The organism is Streptomyces sp. 3N207 (genome assembly GCF_052246355.1).
Taxonomy (GTDB): domain Bacteria; phylum Actinomycetota; class Actinomycetes; order Streptomycetales; family Streptomycetaceae; genus Streptomyces.
This window is the reverse complement of sequence record NZ_JBQQBV010000003.1, coordinates 200,101-220,500: the sequence shown is the minus strand read 5'-3', so window position 1 is coordinate 220,500 and position 20,400 is coordinate 200,101. Positions and strand designations below refer to the sequence as shown.

Annotated in this window: 14 protein-coding genes and 1 pseudogene; 8 read left to right on the top strand and 7 right to left on the bottom strand. The window is 71.6% G+C overall.

Annotation, left to right across the window (positions count from 1 at the left end):
• Positions 1–170 precede the first annotated feature (170 nt).
• Positions 171–758 carry a hypothetical protein gene (locus tag ACTWP9_RS06475; RefSeq protein ID WP_443245004.1) on the top strand — a complete coding sequence of 196 codons (588 nt, stop codon included), beginning with the start codon at positions 171–173 and terminating at the stop codon, positions 756–758.
• A gap of 90 nt (positions 759–848) precedes the next feature.
• On the opposite strand, the gene ACTWP9_RS06470 is transcribed toward ACTWP9_RS06475, so the two are convergent.
• Positions 849–1,538, bottom strand: a complete 690-nt coding sequence (locus ACTWP9_RS06470) for a TetR/AcrR family transcriptional regulator (RefSeq protein ID WP_443245003.1) — start codon at positions 1,536–1,538, stop codon at positions 849–851.
• Positions 1,539–1,658: 120 nt separating this feature from the next.
• On the opposite strand from ACTWP9_RS06470, the gene ACTWP9_RS06465 reads away from it, so the two are divergent.
• The gene (locus tag ACTWP9_RS06465) at positions 1,659–2,588 is read left to right on the top strand and encodes a zinc-binding dehydrogenase (RefSeq protein WP_443245002.1); all 930 of its coding nucleotides are present in this window, start codon (positions 1,659–1,661) and stop codon (positions 2,586–2,588) included.
• Between the two features lie 205 nt (positions 2,589–2,793).
• Here the strand turns inward: ACTWP9_RS06465 and ACTWP9_RS06460 are convergent, their stop codons facing one another.
• Genes ACTWP9_RS06460 through ACTWP9_RS06450 form a run of 3 tightly spaced genes read right to left on the bottom strand, consistent with a single transcriptional unit; the run spans position 2,794 to position 5,953 of the window.
• Positions 2,794–3,546 carry an AIM24 family protein gene (locus tag ACTWP9_RS06460; protein WP_443245001.1) on the bottom strand — a complete coding sequence of 251 codons (753 nt, stop codon included), beginning with the start codon at positions 3,544–3,546 and terminating at the stop codon, positions 2,794–2,796.
• A gap of 19 nt (positions 3,547–3,565) precedes the next feature.
• Positions 3,566–4,252 (bottom strand): AIM24 family protein, encoded by a 687-nt coding sequence (locus tag ACTWP9_RS06455; protein ID WP_443245000.1) that lies wholly within the window; start codon positions 4,250–4,252, stop codon positions 3,566–3,568.
• 12 nt (positions 4,253–4,264) lie between these two features.
• Positions 4,265–5,953: a TerD family protein gene (locus ACTWP9_RS06450; protein ID WP_443244999.1), complete on the bottom strand. Its 1,689-nt coding sequence runs from the start codon at positions 5,951–5,953 to the stop codon at positions 4,265–4,267.
• A gap of 441 nt (positions 5,954–6,394) precedes the next feature.
• On the opposite strand from ACTWP9_RS06450, the gene ACTWP9_RS06445 reads away from it, so the two are divergent.
• The 4 genes from ACTWP9_RS06445 (at position 6,395) to ACTWP9_RS06430 (ending at position 13,002) form a co-directional block, all read left to right on the top strand.
• The gene (locus ACTWP9_RS06445) at positions 6,395–8,686 is read left to right on the top strand and encodes an MMPL family transporter (protein ID WP_443244998.1); all 2,292 of its coding nucleotides are present in this window, start codon (positions 6,395–6,397) and stop codon (positions 8,684–8,686) included.
• The gene (locus ACTWP9_RS06440; RefSeq protein WP_443244997.1) at positions 8,646–9,329 is read left to right on the top strand and encodes a hypothetical protein; all 684 of its coding nucleotides are present in this window, start codon (positions 8,646–8,648) and stop codon (positions 9,327–9,329) included. The genes ACTWP9_RS06445 and ACTWP9_RS06440 overlap by 41 nt, the downstream gene beginning before the upstream one ends.
• 159 nt (positions 9,330–9,488) lie before the next feature.
• Positions 9,489–9,689, top strand: coding sequence for a hypothetical protein (locus ACTWP9_RS06435; RefSeq protein WP_443244996.1), 201 nt, complete (start codon positions 9,489–9,491; stop codon positions 9,687–9,689).
• Positions 9,690–9,750: 61 nt separating this feature from the next.
• Positions 9,751–13,002, top strand: coding sequence for a helix-turn-helix transcriptional regulator (locus ACTWP9_RS06430; protein ID WP_443244995.1), 3,252 nt, complete (start codon positions 9,751–9,753; stop codon positions 13,000–13,002).
• Between the two features lie 55 nt (positions 13,003–13,057).
• Here the strand turns inward: ACTWP9_RS06430 and ACTWP9_RS06425 are convergent.
• From ACTWP9_RS06425 to ACTWP9_RS06415, 3 genes and pseudogenes are all read right to left on the bottom strand, one after another.
• Positions 13,058–13,144: pseudogene (locus ACTWP9_RS06425) on the bottom strand (DUF6191 domain-containing protein); the annotation flags it as partial.
• Between the two features lie 10 nt (positions 13,145–13,154).
• Complete coding sequence (locus ACTWP9_RS06420; RefSeq protein ID WP_443244994.1) at positions 13,155–14,318, bottom strand: PQQ-dependent sugar dehydrogenase; 1,164 nt, start codon at positions 14,316–14,318, stop codon at positions 13,155–13,157.
• A gap of 120 nt (positions 14,319–14,438) precedes the next feature.
• On the bottom strand, positions 14,439–15,434 hold the full coding sequence (locus ACTWP9_RS06415; protein ID WP_443244993.1) for an aldo/keto reductase: 996 nt from the start codon (positions 15,432–15,434) through the stop codon (positions 14,439–14,441).
• A gap of 116 nt (positions 15,435–15,550) precedes the next feature.
• Here ACTWP9_RS06415 and ACTWP9_RS06410 point away from each other — a divergent pair, with 116 nt between their 5' ends.
• Both ACTWP9_RS06410 and ACTWP9_RS06405 read left to right on the top strand, forming a co-directional pair.
• Positions 15,551–16,528, top strand: coding sequence for a 2-hydroxyacid dehydrogenase (locus ACTWP9_RS06410; protein ID WP_443244992.1), 978 nt, complete (start codon positions 15,551–15,553; stop codon positions 16,526–16,528).
• A gap of 614 nt (positions 16,529–17,142) precedes the next feature.
• A complete protein-coding gene (locus ACTWP9_RS06405) occupies positions 17,143–20,199 on the top strand; it encodes a putative bifunctional diguanylate cyclase/phosphodiesterase (protein WP_443245251.1) in 3,057 nt (1,018 codons plus the stop codon).
• Positions 20,200–20,400: the final 201 nt, after the last annotated feature.

Below are 20,400 nucleotides of genomic sequence, written 5' to 3'. Positions count from 1 at the left end.
GCCGTCGACTGGGATGTGATGCGCCCCTCGACAATTCGATTCGGTCGAAAATCGAGCGGGGAAAACCCCAGGCAGAAACCCGCGCAAAATCCAAGCCGGACCGGATGAATTCTTCTCGGTCGACGGCGAGATTTTCCGCGCCATTCCATTCCCTGAAGAAGGGTGTCAGCGTGTACTACGACCCGACGAATGCCTTCGTCAGCTCTGCCTGCCTGGGGCATCCGGTGCTGATGGTCCACCGGCTCAGCGGCAGCTATCTCGCCGAGGGAGGTGATCTCCAGCTGAAGCACGAGCCGCAGCTCACCGGCAAGAGCAAGGACGACGCAAAGGCGCTGTGGCGGCTGCACGCCGTGCTGGCCACCGCGGACGGGACGGTGCTGTACCGCATCGAGAACCTGGGCAACCAGAAATACCTGGCGCTGCCCAAGGGCACGGATAATCCCGAGGACGTCGGATTGACCTACGTCGACAAGCTCGATCCGAAGGACGGGCAGGACGACAAAGAATTCTACAACCAGCTGTGGATCTTCCAGCCGGTGGAAGGGAATTCCGTACTCATCAGCTCGTCCCGGTTCACCGAACAGTCCCTGGCTCCGTACGACAGGAATCCCGCGACCGTGAACGGCTGTGACCGGAACCCCAAGCACATCACCGTCCAGGGGAACGACAACAACTGCTGGCTGCACCACCACCGCGTCGTGCAGTACCCGGACCCGCAGAAGGACCCGTTCTGCCATGCCAACTGCAAGAACTGCTGACCCGGAGTGCCGGGGTGTTTCTCCCGGCGGTGGCAGACGCGGTGTGGGGTCGTCCGGCTTCGGCCGGGCGGCCCACTTCCGTATCGGCGCTCAGCGTGCGGCCACACCGAGGTTGAGACTCTCGGGTGCGGCGGCGCAGGCGTCCTGGACGGCACCGACCAGCTCTGCCGCGTCCGGTTCGGCGGGGTCGGCGACCCACTGGTCCAGGGCCTGACGGAAGGCGGCCACGAGGATGTCGACGGCCAGGCGGAGCAGCAGCCCCTCCCGCGAGGTCCGGCCGCCGCCGTCCCACTCGAATCTGCGCCTCATCAGATCCACGGCGGCGGCGCTGGTGCGGTCGCAGAACGCGAGCCCGTGCGCGTCGATGGAGGGGGCCCGCGCGGCCAGCCGACGGCTGCGGCGCACGCGTTGCGCCCAGTCGCCGTCGGCCGCCGCCATCTGCTCGATGGCGGCCAGCAGGGTGTCGCGGAGCAGTGCGAAGGCCGAGCGGTCGGCGGAAGCGGCCGGGTCGGCGGTCTCCAGCTCCGTCAGGAAGGCCGTCCACAGATCGTGGGTCGGCGCCAGGGCCACGTCTTCCTTGCTGTCGAAGGTGCGGAAGAAGGTGCGCTTGGAGACCTCCACCGCATCGCAGAGCGCGTCGAGCGTGATGCGGTCGAAGCCGTGCTCGGTGAACTGCTCCAGCGCGGTGTCGATGAGCGCCTGCCGCGTACGGAGCTTCTTGCGCTCGCGCAGGGTCAGGGGCTTCTCGTCCGTCCCGGGTCCCTTCTCGGTGGCCGCCATGGCAGAAGTGTAGCCCCAGCCGCGAATGCCTCTTGATGGCTTGTGCCACTCAGTGGCACTATTGCCGGTGAAGCGGCCGCGTGCTGTGCGCGACCGCGCCCGACCGGAGGTACCCCTGCCATGCGAGCCCTGCTTGTCGACCCTTCCGCACCCGCTGGTCTCCGCCTCGGTGAGGCGCCCGACCCCACCCCGGCACCGCATCAGGCGCTGGTCCGGGTGACGGCGACCTCCCTCAACCATGGAGAGGTGAAGTTCGGCCCGAGCGCCGCCGAGCAGGGCACGGTCCTGGGCTGGGATGCCGCAGGTGTCGTCGAACGCGCCGCCGCCGACGGCTCAGGACCGGCGGCCGGCACCCATGTGGTGACCCTCGGGGGAGACGGCGGCTGGGCGGAGCTCCGCGCCGTGGACACCGCCCTGATCGGTGCCGTCCCCGAGGGTGCGGACCTGGGCGCCATCAGCACCATCCCCGTCGCGGGCGCCAGCGCCCTGAACGCCCTGCTCCGCACCGGCCCGCTGCTCGGCAGGCGGATCATGATCACCGGCGCGACGGGCGGAGTCGGACGGTACGCGGTGCAGCTGGCGCGCAGGGGCGGAGCCCACGTCGTGGCCGTCACCGGCAACCCCGCGAAGCACGCGGAGGCGCTGCGCGCACTCGGCGCTGACGAGGTGGTGGCGGCCCCCGCCGACGCCGGTGCGCCGGTGGACGGCATCGTGGACATGGTCGGCGGCCGGCAACTGGTCGCGGCGTACGATCGGCTGGCCGCGGGCGGCGCCCTGGTCGTGGTCGGTCACGCGGGCGGCGACGACGAGCACTTCCCGCACGGCGCCTTGTACGGGGACAACGGCCGTCACGACCGTTCCATCGTCACCTTCCATCTGCTGCAGTGCCGCGAGCTCGCCAGGGACCTGACCTGGCTCGCGGAACAGGTCGCAAGCGGCACCCTCGACCCGGGGACGGCATGGCGCGGCCCGCTGGACAAGGCCGCCGAAGCCGTCGATCTCCTCCTCGGACGCCGACTGCACGGCAAGGCGGTGCTGGACATCGGCTGAACGTAGGAGGCCCCGGCGCGCACAGCGGAGAGGGAGGCAGCCGACCCCTGGCGCCGGGCTACGAGGCGCACCACATCGGCGCCCCACAGATGGTCAGGGTGCGATCATGCGGCGGCCCGTGGGAGCACTGGAACTGGAGCGGGCGGAAGATCCCTTCCACCCGCTCCAGTTCGCGGACTCGCTTCCATCCAGGCGCCGTCAGCCGTCAGTTGCTGAAGATGTTGCCCTGGTTCTGGCCGTGGGAGCCCTGGGGGCCCATGCCGTACTGGGCGCGTACGCCGCCGCCGATCTGGGCGTTCTGCGGCGGGAGCAGTTCGCTGGGCTGGACGAGGGCGTAGCCCTGGCCCATGAAGGAGAGCTCCCAGCCCTCGCCGGTGTTGCCGCGGCGGCGCCAGACGCCCTGGGAGGAGGTCTGGGCCTGCATCTGCACGCGCAGGCCGCTGGACCAGGCGACCACGGCGTCGGAGTCGGCGTTGACGTAGGTGTCCGGGGTGACGTTCAGCAGCAGCGGCTGGCCCGAGGTCATCAGCGCGACCTTGCCCTGGCCGGTGATGTTGAGGTTGTACGCACCGGTGCCGGAGATCCCGAACTGGCTGTCCACGGAGATGATCTCGTGGTGCAGGGTGGAGTCCATGGCCAGGACGTAGGAGGCGTCGACCGTCAGGCCGTCACGCTCGACGTCCACCACATGCACGAACTGCGCCAGGTTGGCGAGGAACACCGTCCCCTGGCCCGAGCAGCGCATCAGCGGCAGTTGCTCACGGGCGGGGCCGCGGCGCCGGCTCTGCCCCTGGTACTCGGCGTCGAACTCCAGCAGTCCCTGGTAGGCGACCATGGCGCCCTTGCGGGCCAGTACATCGTCGTGCCCGGTCAACTGCACCCGCAGCAGCTGCGGGTTCTGCACCGCGTAGCGGTCCTCCGTGGCGACCTCGGCGTATCCGAAGAGCGAACTTTGCACGGCTGTTCTCCTTCCCCCGTCAGCCCCGGACCCGGATGCGGTCCGTGCTGTCCTCGCTCGGCTGGACGACCACGAAGCCCTGCCCGGAGAAGGCGATCTGATACGCCTCGCCGCTGCCCCGGCCGATCAGCGCACCGGCCTTCATGCTCCGCTTGCTCTTCATCTTCAGGCCGCTGGACCAGGCCACCAGCGCGTCCGGGTCCACATACGTCTCGTCCTCGCCGCGCCCGCAGTCCACGACCACAGGGGCGCCACGCGAGGTGAGCGCGACCCAGCCGGTGCCGCGTACACCGACGTTGAAGAGCCCCTGGCCCGCGAACTTGGCGAGCCCCTTGACCCGCTCGACGCCCCATTGGAGATGCGCGTCGAAGGCGAGCAGATTGGTGCCGTTGACCGACAGCGACTCCTCGGCGAGGTTGACGCACACCACGTCGGCGCCGTAGTCGGCCAGATAGAGCAGGCCGTCGCCGCGGCAGAGCATCAGCGGGTTCTTCTCGCCGGTCAGCCACTGCGAAGCCATCTGGCGGACGGCCGGCGGATTGGCCTCGTACTGCACGAAGCCCTCGTAGGCGACCATCGAGCCGGGCCGTGCGAACAGGTCCTGGCCCGACTGCATGGCCACCTTGACCATGTGCGGCCCGTGGTTCTCCATGCGGGCTGCCACGGGAGCGGGCGCGAAGCCCGCGAGTGCTGCTGGCTGGTTCATGACGGGCTCCCCCTAGACCTCGTACGGCTGGACGACGATGAAGTTGCCGGGCGCGCCCCGGAACTGGAGGTTCACGGTCTCCCCGCTGTGCCCCGGATAGGCGTTGCGGTGCAGCCGGACCTGACTGGATACGACGACCTGGGCCGCCGCCGACCAGGCCACCACGGCTTGCGCGTCGGCGAACGTCGTAGGGGTGACCGGGAGGACGACAGGGGTTCCCTGCGTCTTGACGATGACCGTGCCGGTGCCGGTGAACTGCATGGTGAACAGTGCGCCACCGGGGATGCCGTGGCCCTCGATCCGGCGTACCTCGTGCTGGAGCGACTCGTCGAACGCGAGCACGTTCTCGGCCGAGACGCAGAGCGCGTCTCCTTGCAGCTCCACCGGGTGGACGTGCGCGGCGTTCTCGGCGAAGAAGACCTGACCGCGGCCGCTGCACCGCATCAGCTGCATCTCCTGGCCGGTCGCGTTGCCGACCACGCGCCCGGTGAAGCCGGCGCCCTTGTAAGAGAAGTCCACCTTGCCCTGGTAGAGCACCATGCTGCCCTGCTTGGCGAGCACCGGCTGGCCGTCGATGCCGATGTCCGCGCGGACGAGGGAGGGGTTCTGCAGGGTCCAGCGCTGACCCGTCGGCACCTCGTGGAACTTCTGGAGCACCGCGCCGATGCCTGCCGCCGGGCCCTGCGGGATCTGCGGTGCCTGCGGGGCGCCGTAGCCGCCGGGCGGCTGCTGGGCGAACGGGTTGGAGAGCTGCTGGCCGGGAGGCCCGGGCGGGCCCGGCTGCTGGGGCTGCGGCGGCTGGTGCTGCTGCTGGGGCGGCTGCGGTGCCTGGGGGGCTTGCGGAGCCGGCGGGGCTTGCGGAGCCGGCTGCGGCGGGGGAACTTGGCCGCCGTGCTGCGGCAGGACGGGGGCGGCCATGGTGGGTGCACCGTGGACGTCCGGCGTCGTCGGCTGCGGTTGCGGGGCGGGGGTCGGAGCCGGAGCTGGGGCCGGCGCCGGAGCTGGGGCCGGAGCCTGCGGCGCCTGAGGTGCCTGTTGCTGTGGCGCGGGCGCGGCCGGAGGGGCGAACCCGGGCGCGGGTTGCTGCGGCGCCGCAGCCCCTCCCGGCGGTGCGAAGCCGGGCGCCGCTCCACCCGCAGGCGCGGCCTGCTGGGGCTCGGGCTCCTCGTCCTCCAGGACCTCGCCGCCGAAGTTCTTCAGCAGCGCGTCCAGGCCGCCGTCGAAGCCCTGGCCGATCGCGGCGAACCGCCAGATGTCGTTCTTCCGGTAGATGTCGCCCAGCATCACGGCACGCTCGGTGCTGAACTCCGAGCCGTCGAAGGGGTAACGGGCGACCTCCTCGCCGCCCGCCACGATCCGGATGTAACCGGGGCCGACCTGCGACATCTGCCCGGCGCCGTCCAGCGTCGCCGTGAACGACAGCCGCTGGACCTGCGGGGGAATCCGGTCCAGCGTCACCCGGAAGGACTCGGTGTCCCCGGCCTGTGCCCCGAGGAGCTGGAGGGATTCCTCCGGCGACTTGGGCTGGTTGAAGAAGATGAAGTAGCGGTCGTCGGAGAGCTGTTCCTGCCCGTCCAGCCCGAAACAGCTGATGTCGAAAGAGAGTCCCGCTCCGGCGATCTGCACACCCACGTACAGATCCGTGCCCGCCGTCAGATCACTGATCTTGGCCTTGTGGCCGCGTTGCAATTCCCTGGGCATACGTAACGACCGTCCCCCATCCCGTGTGGTGCGTGCTTCCAGCCATCCGGCCTGCGTTCGGCTGCCCCACCGACGCCGTGCGTCCGTCGGACAGCGCCCACAGCCTATGGGTACCTGCGACGCCGGTACCAGGCGCGTTCCCCGACATCCGGCCGCGACAGCCCTCCGCGTCCGCTTCAGTAGTAAAAGACCGGTTACGCCGTGAGGGCCCGATTACGGGGGGATACGCGGGGCCATGGGCATTGTGGGTATCGCCACAAAGGCCACAATCGATCTTTTCGGGATGGCACGCTGCGAAGAGCGCGGTCCTTGAGGCGAGGTGCTCGATTGCCTCGGACCCCTCCTCCCCGCCTCCGGCCGGGAGGCCCCCCAGCTGCGGCGGACAGGGGACGCCGCGCCCCTTCCATGCCCGTACGACACCCGGGAAGCAGGCGAACGCCCGTGACCGCTCTTGCCCGCTGGTGCCTGAAGCGCCGCCTCCTCGTCCTGCTGCTGTGGCTCGTCACCCTCGCCGGTGCCGTGACCGCCTCATCACTCATCGGCAGCTCCTACTCCGACGATTACGGCGCCCAGAGCACCGAATCCGGCCGGGCGGCGCAGCGCCTGGAGAGCGCCTTCCCTGACCGGGGCGGCGACAGCGACACGATCGTGTGGCGTACGGACACGGGGAGTGTGCGCGCGACCGCCGTCCAGGAGCGGATGACCGAGACGCTGGAGGAGGTCGCGCACCTGCCCGGCGTCGCCTCCGTGCAGTCGCCCTACGTGCCCCAGGGCGAGGGGCAGATCAGCGAGGACGGCCGGACCGCCTACGCCGACCTCAGCTTCGCCAAACCCACCGACGAGCTCGGCGAGCAGAAGGTGCAGCGCGTCGTCGACACCATCCAGGGTGCCTCCGACGAAGGTCTCGGCCTCCAGGTCGAGGCGGGCGGTTCGGGCGTGGCGGTCGCCGAGGCTCCCAAGGCGCACCTCGCCGAGGCCATCGGGCTTGCGGCAGCCGCCGTCGTGCTCTTCCTCGCCTTCGGCTCACTCGCCGCCACGGCGCTGCCACTGATCAACGCCGTTGTCGCCGTCGGCACAGCCGCGGCCGGCATCGGGCTGCTCAGCCAGGTGATGACGGTCGCGGACTTCGCGCCCATGCTGGGCATGCTCATCGGACTGGGCGTGGGCATCGACTACGCGCTGTTCATCGTCACCCGGCACAGAAGGGGCTTGCGTGCCGGGCTGCCGGTGGCCGAGGCCGCCCGCCGCGCGGTGGCGGTCTCCGGGCGCGCGGTCGTCTTCGCGGGGGCCACGGTCTGCATCGCGCTGCTGGGCATGTTCATCCTGCGGCTCGACTTCCTCAACGGAGTGGCTATAGCCGCCAGCCTGACCGTCCTGCTCAGCGTGGCGGCCTCCGTCACGCTGCTGCCGGCCCTGCTCAGCTTCATCGGGATGCGTGCCCTCAGCCGCCGCGAGCGACGGCAGCTCACCGAGCACGGTCCGCGCCCCGACCAGCCCACGGGCTTCGCCATGCGCTGGTCGGCCTTCGTCGAGCGGCACCCCAGGCTGCTGGGCGTGGTCGCCGCCGTGCTGATGGCCGTGCTCGCGCTGCCCGCGCTCGGGCTGCACCTGGGCACCTCGGACCAGGGCAACGATCCGTCCGCCAGCACCACCCGCAAGGCGTACGACATGCTCGCGGACGGTTTCGGCCCGGGCACCAACGGGCCGCTCACGCTGGTCGGCGAGCTGGACGGCGCGGGCGACAAGCTCGCCTTCGACCACCTGCGGGACGACATCCGCAGCACTCCGGGCGTCGCCGAGGTCAGCGGCCCTCAGTTCAACGGCAGCGGCGACACCGGCGTGATCACCGTGGTGCCCGACACCTCCCCGCAGTCCGAGTCGACCTCCGAACTGGTGGACCGGCTGCGCAGTGACGTGCTGCCGCAGGCCGAGGACGGCTCGACCATGGATGTCCTGGTCGGCGGCACCACCGCGGGACACGACGACTTCGCCGACATCATCGTCGGCAAGTTGCCGCTGTTCGGCGGCGTGGTCATCGGGCTCGGCTGTCTGCTGCTCCTGCTGGCGTTCCGCAGCATCGGCATCCCGGTCAAGGCCGCTGTCATGAACATCGCGGCCGTCGCCGCCGCCTTCGGCATCGTGGTCGCTGTCTTCCAGTGGGGCTGGGGGAGCGAACTGCTCGGCCTGGGCAGCGCCGGCCCCATCGAGCCGTTCCTGCCCGTGATCATGATCTCGGTGCTCTTCGGGCTGTCCATGGACTACCAGGTCTTCCTCGTCAGCCGGATGTACGAGGAATGGCGGCTGACCGGCGACAACAGACGCGCGGTGCGAGTGGGGCTCTCGGAGACCAGCAAGGTGATCAACTCCGCTGCCGTGATCATGATCTCCGTCTTCGGCGGCTTCGTGCTCAGCGGCGACCGGCTCATCGCCATGTTCGGCATCGCGCTGGCGGCCGCGGTCGCGCTGGACGCGTTCGTCCTGCGTACGCTGCTGGTGCCGGCGCTGATGCATATGCTCGGCGGCGCCAACTGGTGGCTCCCGAAGTGGCTGGACCGACGGCTGCCGCGGCTGAGCATCGAGCCGGACACCAGCGATGAGGACGGTGCCGAGGAACTCGCCGACGTACCACTGGTCAACCAGCGCACCGGGTCTCTCATCGGTCTCTCAGAAACCGCCCCTACGGTGGCCGCCCATGGCTACCGAAAGCACGAAGACCACGCAGACCGCGACTGACACGCAGACCGCAACTGAGAAGCCCCTCGCCGACGAGCCGACCGAAGAGGCGGCCACGACGAAGGAGAAGCCCGACGGGAACGACGGGAAGGCCGAAGGGAAGCCCGACGGGACGACGGCCCGCGACGCGCCCGCGGTGAACGTCGGCAAGGAGCCCGAGGACGCCGTCGACGACGAGTACGACGACGCCGACTTCGACACCCTGGAGTCCCCGAAGGACCGGCGCAGCGACTGGGCGGGCGGCGCCGTCGCCGTCGTCAGCGCCGGTCTCGGCCTCGCCTCGCTGACCGGCACTTCCTTCAGCGAGATGCTGCGCGAGCGCAAGAGCCTCATCGGCCAGATCGAGAGCGGCGCCCAGGGCGGCTCCGGCGGCTCGGCCGCCGACCAGGTCAACTCCGTCTACGGCGCTCCCTGGCACGCGGCTGCCGTCGTCAACGGGATCTTCGCCCTGCTCGCCGTCGTGGTGGGCGGTCTCCTCCTGGCGACGCTCAGCGGTCGGCCCGAGGCCCGCGGCTGGGTCAAGGCCGTCTCGCTGGGCGGGGTGCTGCTCGGTGTGATCGGCCTCGTCGTCGCCGGCGGTATGTACTTCGACCTGTTCGCAGCGCAGCCCGAGGTGCCCACGCCTTCGGCACCCGGCCAGTAACTGTGCGGGGGAGGGGGCGCCCCTTCCTGCCCCCCATGCCGGGCACGCCCTAAGGCCCCTCCGCCCCAAGGACTGGGCAGTTGCCCGATGTGGCGGGGCCCTCTCAGGAAGCAGTGTGGGAGCACGCATTCCGCACCACTCCCCGAGGGGGCCACTGTCATGCTGTACGACCTCAGCCACGGCCAACACCAGCTCCGCATGGACGATCTGCGCCGCGAGGCCGAGCACCAGCGGCTGGTCCGCGCCGCCAAGGCGGCCCGCCGGGAGCAGGCGGGCAGCGACCGCGGCGCACGGTCCTGGTTCGGCCGCGGACGCCGGAACCGGGACGACGACGAGCCGATGTGGGTACCGGCTGCCTGACCGTCCGTACCGTCGACCGGAAGCCGGAAAGCCGGAAAGCCGCGAATAAGGCAGGTGCCCTATGTCGGTACCGGATGCGATGCTGAGCGGCGTGCCCCTGCAAACCACTGTCAGCCCCGTGTTCGTCGGCCGCACCGGCGAACTGGCCGCCCTCACCGAGGCCCTCGCATCCGCCGGCACGGGTGCGCCCCAGGCGCTGCTCCTCGGCGGCGAGGCGGGCGTGGGCAAGACCCGGCTCCTGGAGGAGTTCCTGGAACGGGCCCGGGCGGCGGGCTGCGTCACCACTCTCGGCGGCTGTCTCGAACTGGGCGCCGACGGCCTCCCCTTCGCACCCTTCACCACGGCGCTGCGCGGCCTGCGCAGCGCCGTGCCGCCTTCGGCCCTGGCAGTTGCCGCCGAGGGCCGCGAAGCCGAACTGGCCCGGCTGCTCCCCGACCTGGCGGTGCCCGGACCGGTGGCGCCGCAGCGCGAGGAGTACGACGACGGCGCCGACGGCGGACGTGCCCGGCTCTTCGAGGCGACGGCGCAACTGCTGGAGCGGCTGGCCGCCGACCGTACCCTCGTCGTCGCCCTCGAAGACCTCCAGTGGGCCGACCGTTCCACCCGCGAACTCCTCGGCTACCTCTTCCGGTCCGTACGCGCCTGCCGGCTGGTGCTGCTGGCCACCTACCGCACCGACGACATCCACCGCCGCCACCCGCTGCGCCCCTTCCTCGCCGAGCAGGACCGGCTGCGTACCGTCCTCCATCTGGAGCTGCCGCGCCTGACCCGCGCCGAGGTACGCGACCAGATCACCGGTATCAACGGCACCGAGCCCGCGAGCGAGCTGGCCGAGGAGATCTTCCGCCGCTCGGAGGGCATCCCCTTCTTCGTCGAGGAGCTGACCGCCACCGAGGCCGCCTGCGTCATCAGCGACTCGCTCCGCGATCTGCTGCTCGTCCGGGTCGAAGCGCTGCCCGAGTCGCCGCAGCATGTGGTGCGGCTCGCCGCGGGCGGAGGCTCCGCCGTGGAACACGCACTGCTGGCCGCCGTCGCCGGGCTGGGCGAGGACGCGCTGCTGGAAGCCCTGCGCTCGGCGGTCGGCGCCAATGTGCTGCGGCCCACCGAGGACGGCTCGGGCTATCTCTTCCGGCACGCCCTGCTGCGCGAGGCGGTCCGCGAGGATCTGCTCCCCGGCGAGCTGGCACGGATCAGCCGCCGCTACGCCGAGGCACTGGAGGCGGACCCGTCACTGGTGCGGGCCGAGGAGCGGCTGGCCCGCCTGGCACACTACTGGCACCGCAGCCGGGACGCCGCCAGGGCGCTGCCCGCGGCGCTCTCCGCCTCGGTCGAGGCCCGGTACCGGCACGCGTACGCGGAGGAGCACCAACTGCTCGAACGGGTCATCGAGTTGTGGGACGAGGTGCCCGAGAAAGCCCGGGCCGAGCTGCCTGCGCTGCGTATCCCGCGTACGTTCCCCGCCGTGGACCCTCCGGGCGATGCCCGCGCCCACTGTCTCTCCCAGCCGCCGCACTTCATCGAGGTGCTTGCCGAGGCCGTCGTCGCCGCCCGGATCAGCGGTGACGTGGCACGCGCCAAGGTCCTCACCCGCCGCGCGCTGGCCCGGCTGGACGAGACCAAGGACCCGCTCACCAGCGCCTGGTTCCAGCTGCGCATGGGGATGCTGCTGGAGGACACCGGCAAGGGCGACGGCTGGACGCAGATCGCCAAGGCGCAGGAGCTGGTCCGCGGACTGCCGCCCTCCGCCGTTCATGCGGAGGTGCTCTCCAGCGCCGCGAGCTGGGGCATGGTGCACCGTCCCGGGCGGGAGGCGCTGGCGACGGCCGTCCGCGCGGTCGAGCTGGCCCGGGTGGTGGGCGCCACCGCCATCGAGCTGGATGCCAGGGTCACCCTGGGCACCCTGCTCGCCGAATCGGGCGATCTGGAGGAGGGTCTCGCCGAGCTGGCCCGGGCCCGGGACGAGGCGGACCAGGCAGGGGTCACATCCGTGATGACCTGCGCCGCCATCAACATCGCCGTCAAGCTGGAGGCGGTGGGCCGCTCGGCGCAGGCCGCCGAGGAGGCCGCCCGCGCGGCCGGCGTCGCCCGCAAGCGCAACCGCCCCAACTCCTATGCGGGCGCCCTCGCGGGGCAGGCCGAGGCACTGCTGTCGACGGGGGAGTGGGAGCGCGCGGCCGAGCTCCTGGACCGGGCCAGAGGCGCGGCGCGCGTCACGGACGTACGCGCCTGGGTCGCGCTGCTCCGCGCCCGGCTGGCCCGCGAACGGGGCGATCTGCCCGGGCTGGAGGCCGCCGTCGAGGAGGCGGTGGCCACCATGGGCTCGTCCCCGGCCAACGAGCCGCAGAAGGTGGTGGCGCTGCGGTACTTCACCATGACGCTGGCCGCCGAGCACGGCGAGACGGCGAAGGCACGCGCCGAGCTGGCCGCCGCTCTCGCGGAAGGCTTCCCGCCGGGCGCCCACCCGTACGCCTGGGCGCTGCTGTACGCCGCCGCGTCCTACGAGGCGGAGCTCCGCGGCCTGCCGGACGCCGAGCAGGGCCGGGACCAGGTGCTGTCCGAACTGCGCCACGCGGCCCGCCGGCTGCCCCGGCCCGCGCCGGTGTGGGAGGGGTACGGGCTGCTGGTGGAGGCCGAGTTGGCGCGGGCGGCGGGGCAGAGCGAGCCGCAGCTGTGGGAGGCGGCGGCGCTGGCCCTGGAACCGGTGGGACGGCCCTGTCCGCTGGCCCGCGCCCGGCTGCGCTGGGCCGAGGCGCTGCTGGAGGGCGCAGGCGTACGGGGCGGCTCGCGGTCCCCGGAGGAACTGCTGCGGCAGGCCCACTCCACGGCCGTGCGCCTGGGCGCGGCGCCGCTGCGGGCCGAGGCCGAACAGCTCGCGCTGCGGGCGCGGATCGCACTGGACCACGGGCCCGGCGACGGCCGGGGAGCGGCGGAGCACGCCCCGGCACAGGCGGCGCCCGCACCGCCCGCCGACCCGGCCGAGTCGTTCGGGCTCACCCGGCGCGAGCGCGACGTACTGGAACTCGTCGCCGAGGGCCGCAGCAACCGGCAGATAGCCGAGCGGCTGTACATAGCCCCGAAGACGGCGAGCGTGCACGTCTCCAACATCCTCGCCAAGCTGGGCGTCGCAACGCGCGGCGAGGCGGCGGCGATGGCGTTCCGGCTGCGGCTGGTCAGCCCGAACGGGCTCAGCTCTGCGGCACCGGGGACGACGACGGAACCGGGGACGACGACAGCTCCGCGGCCGGCTCCGGCTCCCTCCCCGGCTCCGGCTCCGCCTCCTCCGGGACGGTCCGTTGCCCGGGTGGACGGATGAGCACCTGACCCGAGGCCAGATCGATCGGCCCCTTGCCGGGGTCGTTGCTGCCCTCCTGGACCCGGGTGTGCTCCAGCCGCCGCTGCTCGTCGTCCGAGTGTTTGCGGCTCGGCGAGAACAGCTCCTCTATCAGGTTGAACATCTGACCATCCTCAGCGCACCTTGAGTCGCAGGATGCGGTCGTCCCCCTTCTCCGGCGAGCCACGTCCGTCCGTCTCGCTCGTGACCAGCCAGAGCCCGTCGCCGCCACCGGTGCCGTGGTCGGCGACGACCGTTCGGAGCCGTCCGTATTTTCCCTTCAGGAACGCTTGGGGGGCGGCTGCGGGTTCCGCGCCCTTGAGCGGGATACGCCACAGCCGCTCGCCGCGCAGCCCGGCCATCCACACCGAACCCTTGACGACGGCCAGCCCGCTGGGGGACGCCTCGGCGGTGCGCCACTGCTCGAGCGGGTTGCGGAAGCGCTTGTCGTCGCTCTTGCCCTCGGCGTCCGGCCAGCCGTAGTTCTTGCCCGGTTCGATCAGATTGAGCTCGTCCCAGGTGTCCTGCCCGAACTCGGAGGCCCACAGCCGCTTCTCGCGGTCCCAGTCCAGGCCCTGCACATTGCGGTGCCCCCAGCTGTAGACGACCGAGTCCGGCTCGGGGTTGCCGTGCCCGGCCGGCTCGCCCTCGGGCGTCATCCGCAGGATCTTGCCGCCCAGCGACTTCCTGTCCTGGGCGAGGTCGCCGTCGCCGGACTCGCCGGTCCCGGCGTAGAGCATCTTGTCCGGGCCGAACGCGATCCGCCCGCCGTTGTGGAGCAGGCCCTTGGGGATGCCCTTGAGGATGGTGTCCGGCGCGCTCAGCTGGTCGCCGGTTTCCTTCTTGGCGTCGTAGACCATCCGCACGATGCGGTTGTCGGAGGCGGAGGTGAAGTACGCGTACACCATCTTCCCCGCCTGTGCCCCGTCCGGCGGGACGGCCAGCCCCATCAGCCCGCCCTCGCCGCCGGGTTCCACCCCCGGCACGGAGCCGACCTCCGTCTTCTTGCCGCTGTCGGCGTCGATACGCAGGATCTTCCCGGTGTCCCGCGAGGAGACCAGCAGATCACCGCCGGGCAACGGAGCCAGCCCCCAGGGGCTCTTGAGGCCGGTCGTGAGGGTCTTGACCACCTGCACGGAACCCTTGGCCGGTGCCGCGCGTGCCGACGAGGACGCAGGTGAACTTCCGCCCTTACGCGAGGGCCCGTCCCCCGGGCGGTCCCCGTCCCCGCCGGAACATCCCGCGCTCAGCGCCAGCGCGCAGACCACCCCGACGCTCACGCCTGTCCTAGGTCGCACGCTGCGGCTCCCTCGTCCTCGACAACCGGCTCCCTCACAGGGGATCACATCGTCCCCTCCTCCCGCCCAGGAGACGCGGGTTGCCACCGATCCGGCGATTCCGCCGGCCCTCCGAGGCGCTCAGTCCCACGAGCCCCGGGCAGCGGGGAGCGCGGCGATCTCCGCGAGGTCTTCCGCGGTGAGCACCAGACTGTCCGCGCGGGCGTTCTCCGCGACCCAGTGGGCCTTCTTCGTGCCGGGGACCGGGATCACATGGCGGCCTTGGGCGAGCACCCAGGCGAGGGCGATCTGCGCGGGGGTGGCGTTGCCATGACGGCGGGCCACCCTTCGCAAGCCGGCGACGATCGGCTGGTTGGCGGCCATCATCTCGGCGGTGAAGCGGGGATGCCGGGCGCGTACGTCGTCGGGCTCGAAGCCACCGCCGGTGGTGAGCGCGCCGGTCAAATAGCCGTTGCCCAGCGGCATCGCGGCGAGGAACCCGATGCCGCGCTCCTCGCACCACGGCAGCAGCGTCTCCAGCGCCTCCCGCGACCAGACCGACAGCTCGGCCTGCACACCGCTGACCGGAAACACCTGCTGGACGCGTTCGAGCTGTCGTATGGTCCCGTCGTGGATACCGGCGCCGGCCCGCCGGTCCGCGCGGGCGCCGACGGCGCAGAAGCCCAGGGCGCGCACCTTGCCCGCCGTCACGAGCTCGGCCATCGCACCCCAAGTCTCTTCGATCGGTACCTCGGGGTCGGCGCGGTGCAGCTGGTACAGGTCGATCACATCCGTCTGCAACCTGCGCAGCGAGGCATCACAGGCGCGTCTGACGTAACTGGGGCGGCCGTTGGCGACGATGTGCTGCTCGCCCACCAGCAGCCCGCACTTGGTGGAGACGAACGCCTCGGAGCGCCGCTCCTTCATCGCGCGTCCGATCAGCAGCTCATTGGTGAAGGGGCCGTACATGTCGGCGGTGTCCAGCAGCGACATCCCCGCGTCCAGCGCGGTGTGCACCGTGCGCAGGGAGCTCTCACCGTGCTGCTCGGAGGTGGAATAGGCCCAGCTCATCGGCATACAGCCGAGGCCCACGGCGCCCACACCGAGAGCTGCCGCACCAATAGTCCTGCGCTCCACCTGGCTCCCGCTCCCTCCGGACGGCCCCCAACGTAACGGTTGCCCCCGGTGCCACACACGTTTGTTCCGACCCACCAGCCACTCTGCCTGGCGCAGCCCCCGACTAGTCTCTCCCCATGGCTGATGCGACGGAGATCTGGCTCGCGCTCCCGCCCGAGAGCGTCGAGGGCCTGCCGGATACCCTGACGTACCGCTACTGGGCCGGGGAGGAGGAGTTCCCCGCGGACCCGGCAGACTGCGCCTTCTACGTCGTCCCCTATTACGTGGGTGCCGAGATCGCCGTACGGCCGCTCGCGCGGATGACGGGGATCCGGGTCGTGCAGACCCTCACCGCGGGGATCGACCACATCGCTTCCGCCATACCACGCCTCCCCGCCGGTACGCGGGTGTGCAACGCCCGCGGCGTGCACGATGCGAGCACCGCCGAGCTCGCCGTCGCGCTCACCCTCGCCTCCCTGCGTGACCTGCCCGGATCCGTCCGTGCACAGGACCGCGGCGAGTGGCTGCCGGACTTCCGCCCGGCGCTCGCGGACCGCACGGTACTGATTGTCGGTTACGGCGCGGTGGGCGAGGCGATAGAGAAGCGGCTGCTGCCGTTCGAGGTGGCCGCCGTGCACCGCGTCGCCCGCTCCGCGCGGAATGCTCCGCTGGGACCGGTCCGGCCGCTGGGCGAGATCGGGGAACTGCTGCCGCAGGCGGATGTCGTGATATTGGCGACCCCGCTGACCGATGGGACCCGCGGCTTGGTGGGCGCGGACTTCCTCGCCCGGATGAAGGACGGGGCGCTGCTGGTCAACGTCGCGCGGGGGGCCGTGGTCGACACCGAAGCGCTGATCGCCGAGACGGGCACCCCCGCCTCGGCCCCGGGTGCGGAGGACGGCGTTCCGGGGCGGTTGCGGGCGGCACTGGATGTGACCGATCCGGAACCCCTGCCCAAGGACCATCCGTTGTGGCGAACGCCCGGCGCTCTGATCACTCCGCACGTCGGAGGGCCCACTTCTGCGTTCTATCCCCGTGCCAGAAGACTTCTCGGCGCGCAACTGAGGCGCTGGGCGGCCGGTGAGGAGCTGGAGAACACGGTGGCCGTGGCGTAGTCCCCGTAAACACCCCGAGGCCGTCAGAGGCCACGCTACGGATCCGTACGACTGCACCCTGTACCGAGCCTCCCTCTTATGGTTACGGTCTGTATTGGGACTATGTCCCTGAGTGACGACCTGGTGTATCGTCCCGAGCGGGGGGCGAAACCCGGACACGAGGGGGGCGACGGGCGAATGCACGATCAACGGACGAACTTCCGCGCGGGACGCAAGGACAGCGCCCGCGGATATCCCAACTGCCAAGCGAAACCCCCGCGTTGCGGCGTATCGCCGCACGCGTCCCGTAACGGCCGGGCCGGCTCCGTCAAATGGCCCCCGTCTCCACGGGTGGCGCGATGACTACCCACGAAGCGGCCCCCAGGCGGGGCCCGTACTGGAGCAACGCATCCGGCACGCGCAGCAGCGGCGCGGTTCGCGACGAGGCGACGCACGCGCCGCACGCGCCGCACGCGCCGCACGCGCCGCACGCGCGGCAACCACGGCACACCTGGCCGACGGCGTCAACCCGGTCGGCCCGGCCGGTCCAGTCGACCCGGCCGGCACGGTCGACACCGTCGGAGCTGTGCGGAGGAGGCTCCGACGCCGGCGGACGCGTCGGTCTGCTGCGGCAGATGACGCTCATGGTGGTCTGCGCGGCCTACGCCGTGGGCGCCGCCTTCGGCTGGGGCTCGGAGACCGTCGCCGTGTTCATGGGCGACTTCGGGCTCAGTGCCGCGGCACTGCTGGCAGGCAGCTCGTGCCTGTGGTACGCGCGCACCCAGCGGCGGGAGGCAGCGCAGGCCGCCGCGCTCGAACCCGCAACGGGGCACGCCCGGCTGGAGGCCAGCCGCCCGGCCTGGGTGCTCTTCGGGGTCTCCTCGCTGATGGCGGGGTTCGGCAACGCGGTTTGGGGCTGGTACGAACTGGTACTCGGCCAGCAGGTGCCGCAGCCCTCCCTCGCCGACTTCTGCTTCCTGCTGTTCGCGCCGCCCGCCATCGTGGGACTGCTGGTGCTGGCCAAGCGCCCGGTGACCAGGGCCGGCTGGGTCTGCCTCGGCCTCGACGCCTGGCTCATCGGCGGCTCGCTGCTGACCCTCTCCTGGTCGCTCGCGCTCGCGCACACGGCTTACTGGGCGGGTGACTCGGTGGCCAGGGCGGCGCTCAACCTGGCGTATCCGCTGCTGGACATCGTGCTCGTCAGCATGGTGCTGGCGCTGCACTTCAGGCGCTCCTCGGCACACCGCAGCGCCATCAACACCGCGATCGGGGCGCTCGCCCTCACGGTGCTGTGCGACGCACTGTTCACCTCGCCCATACTGCGCGAGCACTACGCCTCAGGGCAGCTGCTGGATGCCGGATGGTTCGCCGGTTCGCTGCTCCTCGCGTACGCGCCCTGGGTCGGCAGGAGCGGCAAGAACAGCAAGGACGGCGACGACGACAAGAGGGGCAAGGCCGACCCCGTTCCGCCGCAGCCGCTGGCCGCCACGGACCGGCAGGCCGAGGCGCGGGCCACCCATCCAAGCCGCCCCATCTCCGGCTCGCTGAGCGCGCTGACGCCGTACCTCGCGGCCGCGGTGTGCACGCTGGGCATCCTCTACAACTCGGTGGACGGTCACGACATCGACCCCGTCGTCCTCTACACCGGCTGCACGGTCGTGCTCGCACTGGTGCTGCGGCAGGGCATCATGCTGCTGGACAACATCACGCTGACCCGGGAACTGGCGCAGAAGGAGAACCACTTCCGCTCCCTGGTCCAGGGCTCCAGCGACGTGATCATGATCACCGCCGCCACCGGCATGCTCCGCTATGTCTCACCGGCGGCGGCCGGGGTCTACGGGCGGAACGCCGAGGACATGGTGGGCTGCGAGCTCTCCTCCCTCGTGCATCCGGAGGACCTGGGCCAGGTCAACCACGAGCTGCGCCGCTTCCTGGCCGGCTCGGCGGATCAGGAGGCCAGCACCCGCATCGAGTGCCGCTTCCGGCACGGCGACGGCCACTGGCTCAACGTCGAGTCCACGGTCAACCGCTACCAGGGCGGGCTGATCTTCAACAGCCGGGACGTCACCGAACGAGTGAGACTGCAGGCGCAGTTGCAGCACAATGCCTCGCACGACGCGCTCACCGACCTGCCCAACCGCGCGCTGTTCACCGAGCGGGTCCGGCAGGCCATCGGCGGCCGCCGCGGCGGCGACTGCGGTACGGCCGTGCTCTTCATCGACCTGGACGGCTTCAAGGCGGTCAACGACACCGTCGGCCACCAGGCGGGCGACGAACTGCTGGTGCATGCGGCGCGGAGACTGCACGACTCCGTACGCTCCGGCGACACCGCGGCGCGGCTGGGCGGCGACGAGTTCGCCGTACTCATCCGGGGCGACGGCGAGCCGGGGCGGATGCCGGACGCCGAGCGCGAGCTGCGCATCCACGACATCGCCGACCGGCTGCGGATCACCCTCTCGGATCCGTACCGGGTCGAGGGCACGGAGGTGCGGGTCGCCGCCTCCATCGGTATCGCCTTCGCGGAGCCCGGCATCACGCCCAGCGCGCTGATGCGCAACGCGGACCTGGCGATGTACCGCGCCAAGCAGGCGGGCAAAGGCCGGGTGGAGCTGTACGCGCCACAGATGCAGGCCGAGGTGGTCAAGCGCGCCGAGCTGGCGGCGCGGCTGCGCAGCGCGCTGCACGACGGCGAGTTCGCGCTGCTGCACCAGCCGATCGTCGAGCTGGCCAGCGGCAAGATCACCGCTATCGCGGCCGAGGCACGCTGGCGCTCGGCCCAGGGCATCCTGTTCACCCCCGCGGAGTTCCTGCGCACCGAGGGCGCCTCGGCGCGGGAGGCGCGCGGGGCAGGCGGTGAGCGGGCCGCCGAGGTGAGCCGGTGGCTGCTGGAGGAAGCGGTGCAGCAAGCGGCAGCGCGGCAGCGTGCCGGATACGGCGCACCGGTGACCGTACGGCTGCCCGCGCGGCGGCTGACCGAGCCGGGCATGGAGCCGCGCTCCATCGGCGCGCTGCTGGCCCGGCACGGGCTGGCCGCGGCGCCGGGACCCACCGGCGGCACCGCGCTGGGCGCCCCCGCGGCCAACGCCGGGGTGCCGGGCGCCCCGGGCGCACTGATCCTGGAGCTGTCGGACAGCGACCCGCGGATCCCGCTGGACGAGCTGGAGCGGCGGCTGACGGCGCTGCGTCGGCTCGGGGTGCTGATCTCGCTGGACGGCTTCGGCAGCGGCTACGCGGCGATCTCGGCGCTGCGCAGGCTGCCGGTGGACATCCTGCGGCTGGACCGGGGGCTGACGGACGGGATCCTGGAATCCATCCGGCAGCGCAAGATCACCGCCGGGCTGCTGCGGATCGCGGGGGACCTCGGGCTGACCACCGTCGCGGAGGGCGTCGACCTGCCGGAGCAGGCCACGCTGCTGCGTGAGATGGGCTGTACGCACGGTCAGGGTGCGGTCTTCTCCGGGCCGCTGGACGAGCACCGGCTGCGTACGGCGCTCGCCCGCGGGGTCTACGCGGTGCCCGAATCCACCCGCAGCGGCGGGGCCTCCGGGTACGGCGAGGAGCACCCGGAGGGCCGGGACGCGGACGTGCCCGTCGCGGCGGGGGTGCCCGCCGCGCGGGGCTCGGGTGCGCCGGCCGTACGGCAGGAGGGCGTGGATCCGCTGACGCACTCGTCAGCGTCGCCCAAATGCTGAGACGGCTGTCCCACACACTTGACACTTGGGGCTTGACGGGGAGAAGGTCAGTGCCATGCGCACCCGAATTCTCGTACTTGGACAGCGCGTCGGCTGACCGCGGGACCCACTCATCCCGCGACCACCAGCGGCGCGCTCCCCTCGCTTGCCTTATGGCACGGGGGGTTTTTTGTTGCACCGGCACCTGGGCGCGAACCAGCG

Coding starts and splice junctions, on each gene's coding strand:
- ACTWP9_RS06430 (WP_443244995.1), top strand. CDS start 9,751: ATGTCGGTACCGGATGCGATGCTGAGCGGCGTGCCCCTGCAAACCACT.
- ACTWP9_RS06410 (WP_443244992.1), top strand. CDS start 15,551: ATGGCTGATGCGACGGAGATCTGGCTCGCGCTCCCGCCCGAGAGCGTC.
- ACTWP9_RS06435 (WP_443244996.1), top strand. CDS start 9,489: ATGCTGTACGACCTCAGCCACGGCCAACACCAGCTCCGCATGGACGAT.
- ACTWP9_RS06465 (WP_443245002.1), top strand. CDS start 1,659: ATGCGAGCCCTGCTTGTCGACCCTTCCGCACCCGCTGGTCTCCGCCTC.
- ACTWP9_RS06470 (WP_443245003.1), bottom strand. CDS start 1,538: ATGGCGGCCACCGAGAAGGGACCCGGGACGGACGAGAAGCCCCTGACC.
- ACTWP9_RS06440 (WP_443244997.1), top strand. CDS start 8,646: ATGGCTACCGAAAGCACGAAGACCACGCAGACCGCGACTGACACGCAG.
- ACTWP9_RS06455 (WP_443245000.1), bottom strand. CDS start 4,252: ATGAACCAGCCAGCAGCACTCGCGGGCTTCGCGCCCGCTCCCGTGGCA.
- ACTWP9_RS06450 (WP_443244999.1), bottom strand. CDS start 5,953: ATGCCCAGGGAATTGCAACGCGGCCACAAGGCCAAGATCAGTGATCTG.
- ACTWP9_RS06405 (WP_443245251.1), top strand. CDS start 17,143: ATGACGCTCATGGTGGTCTGCGCGGCCTACGCCGTGGGCGCCGCCTTC.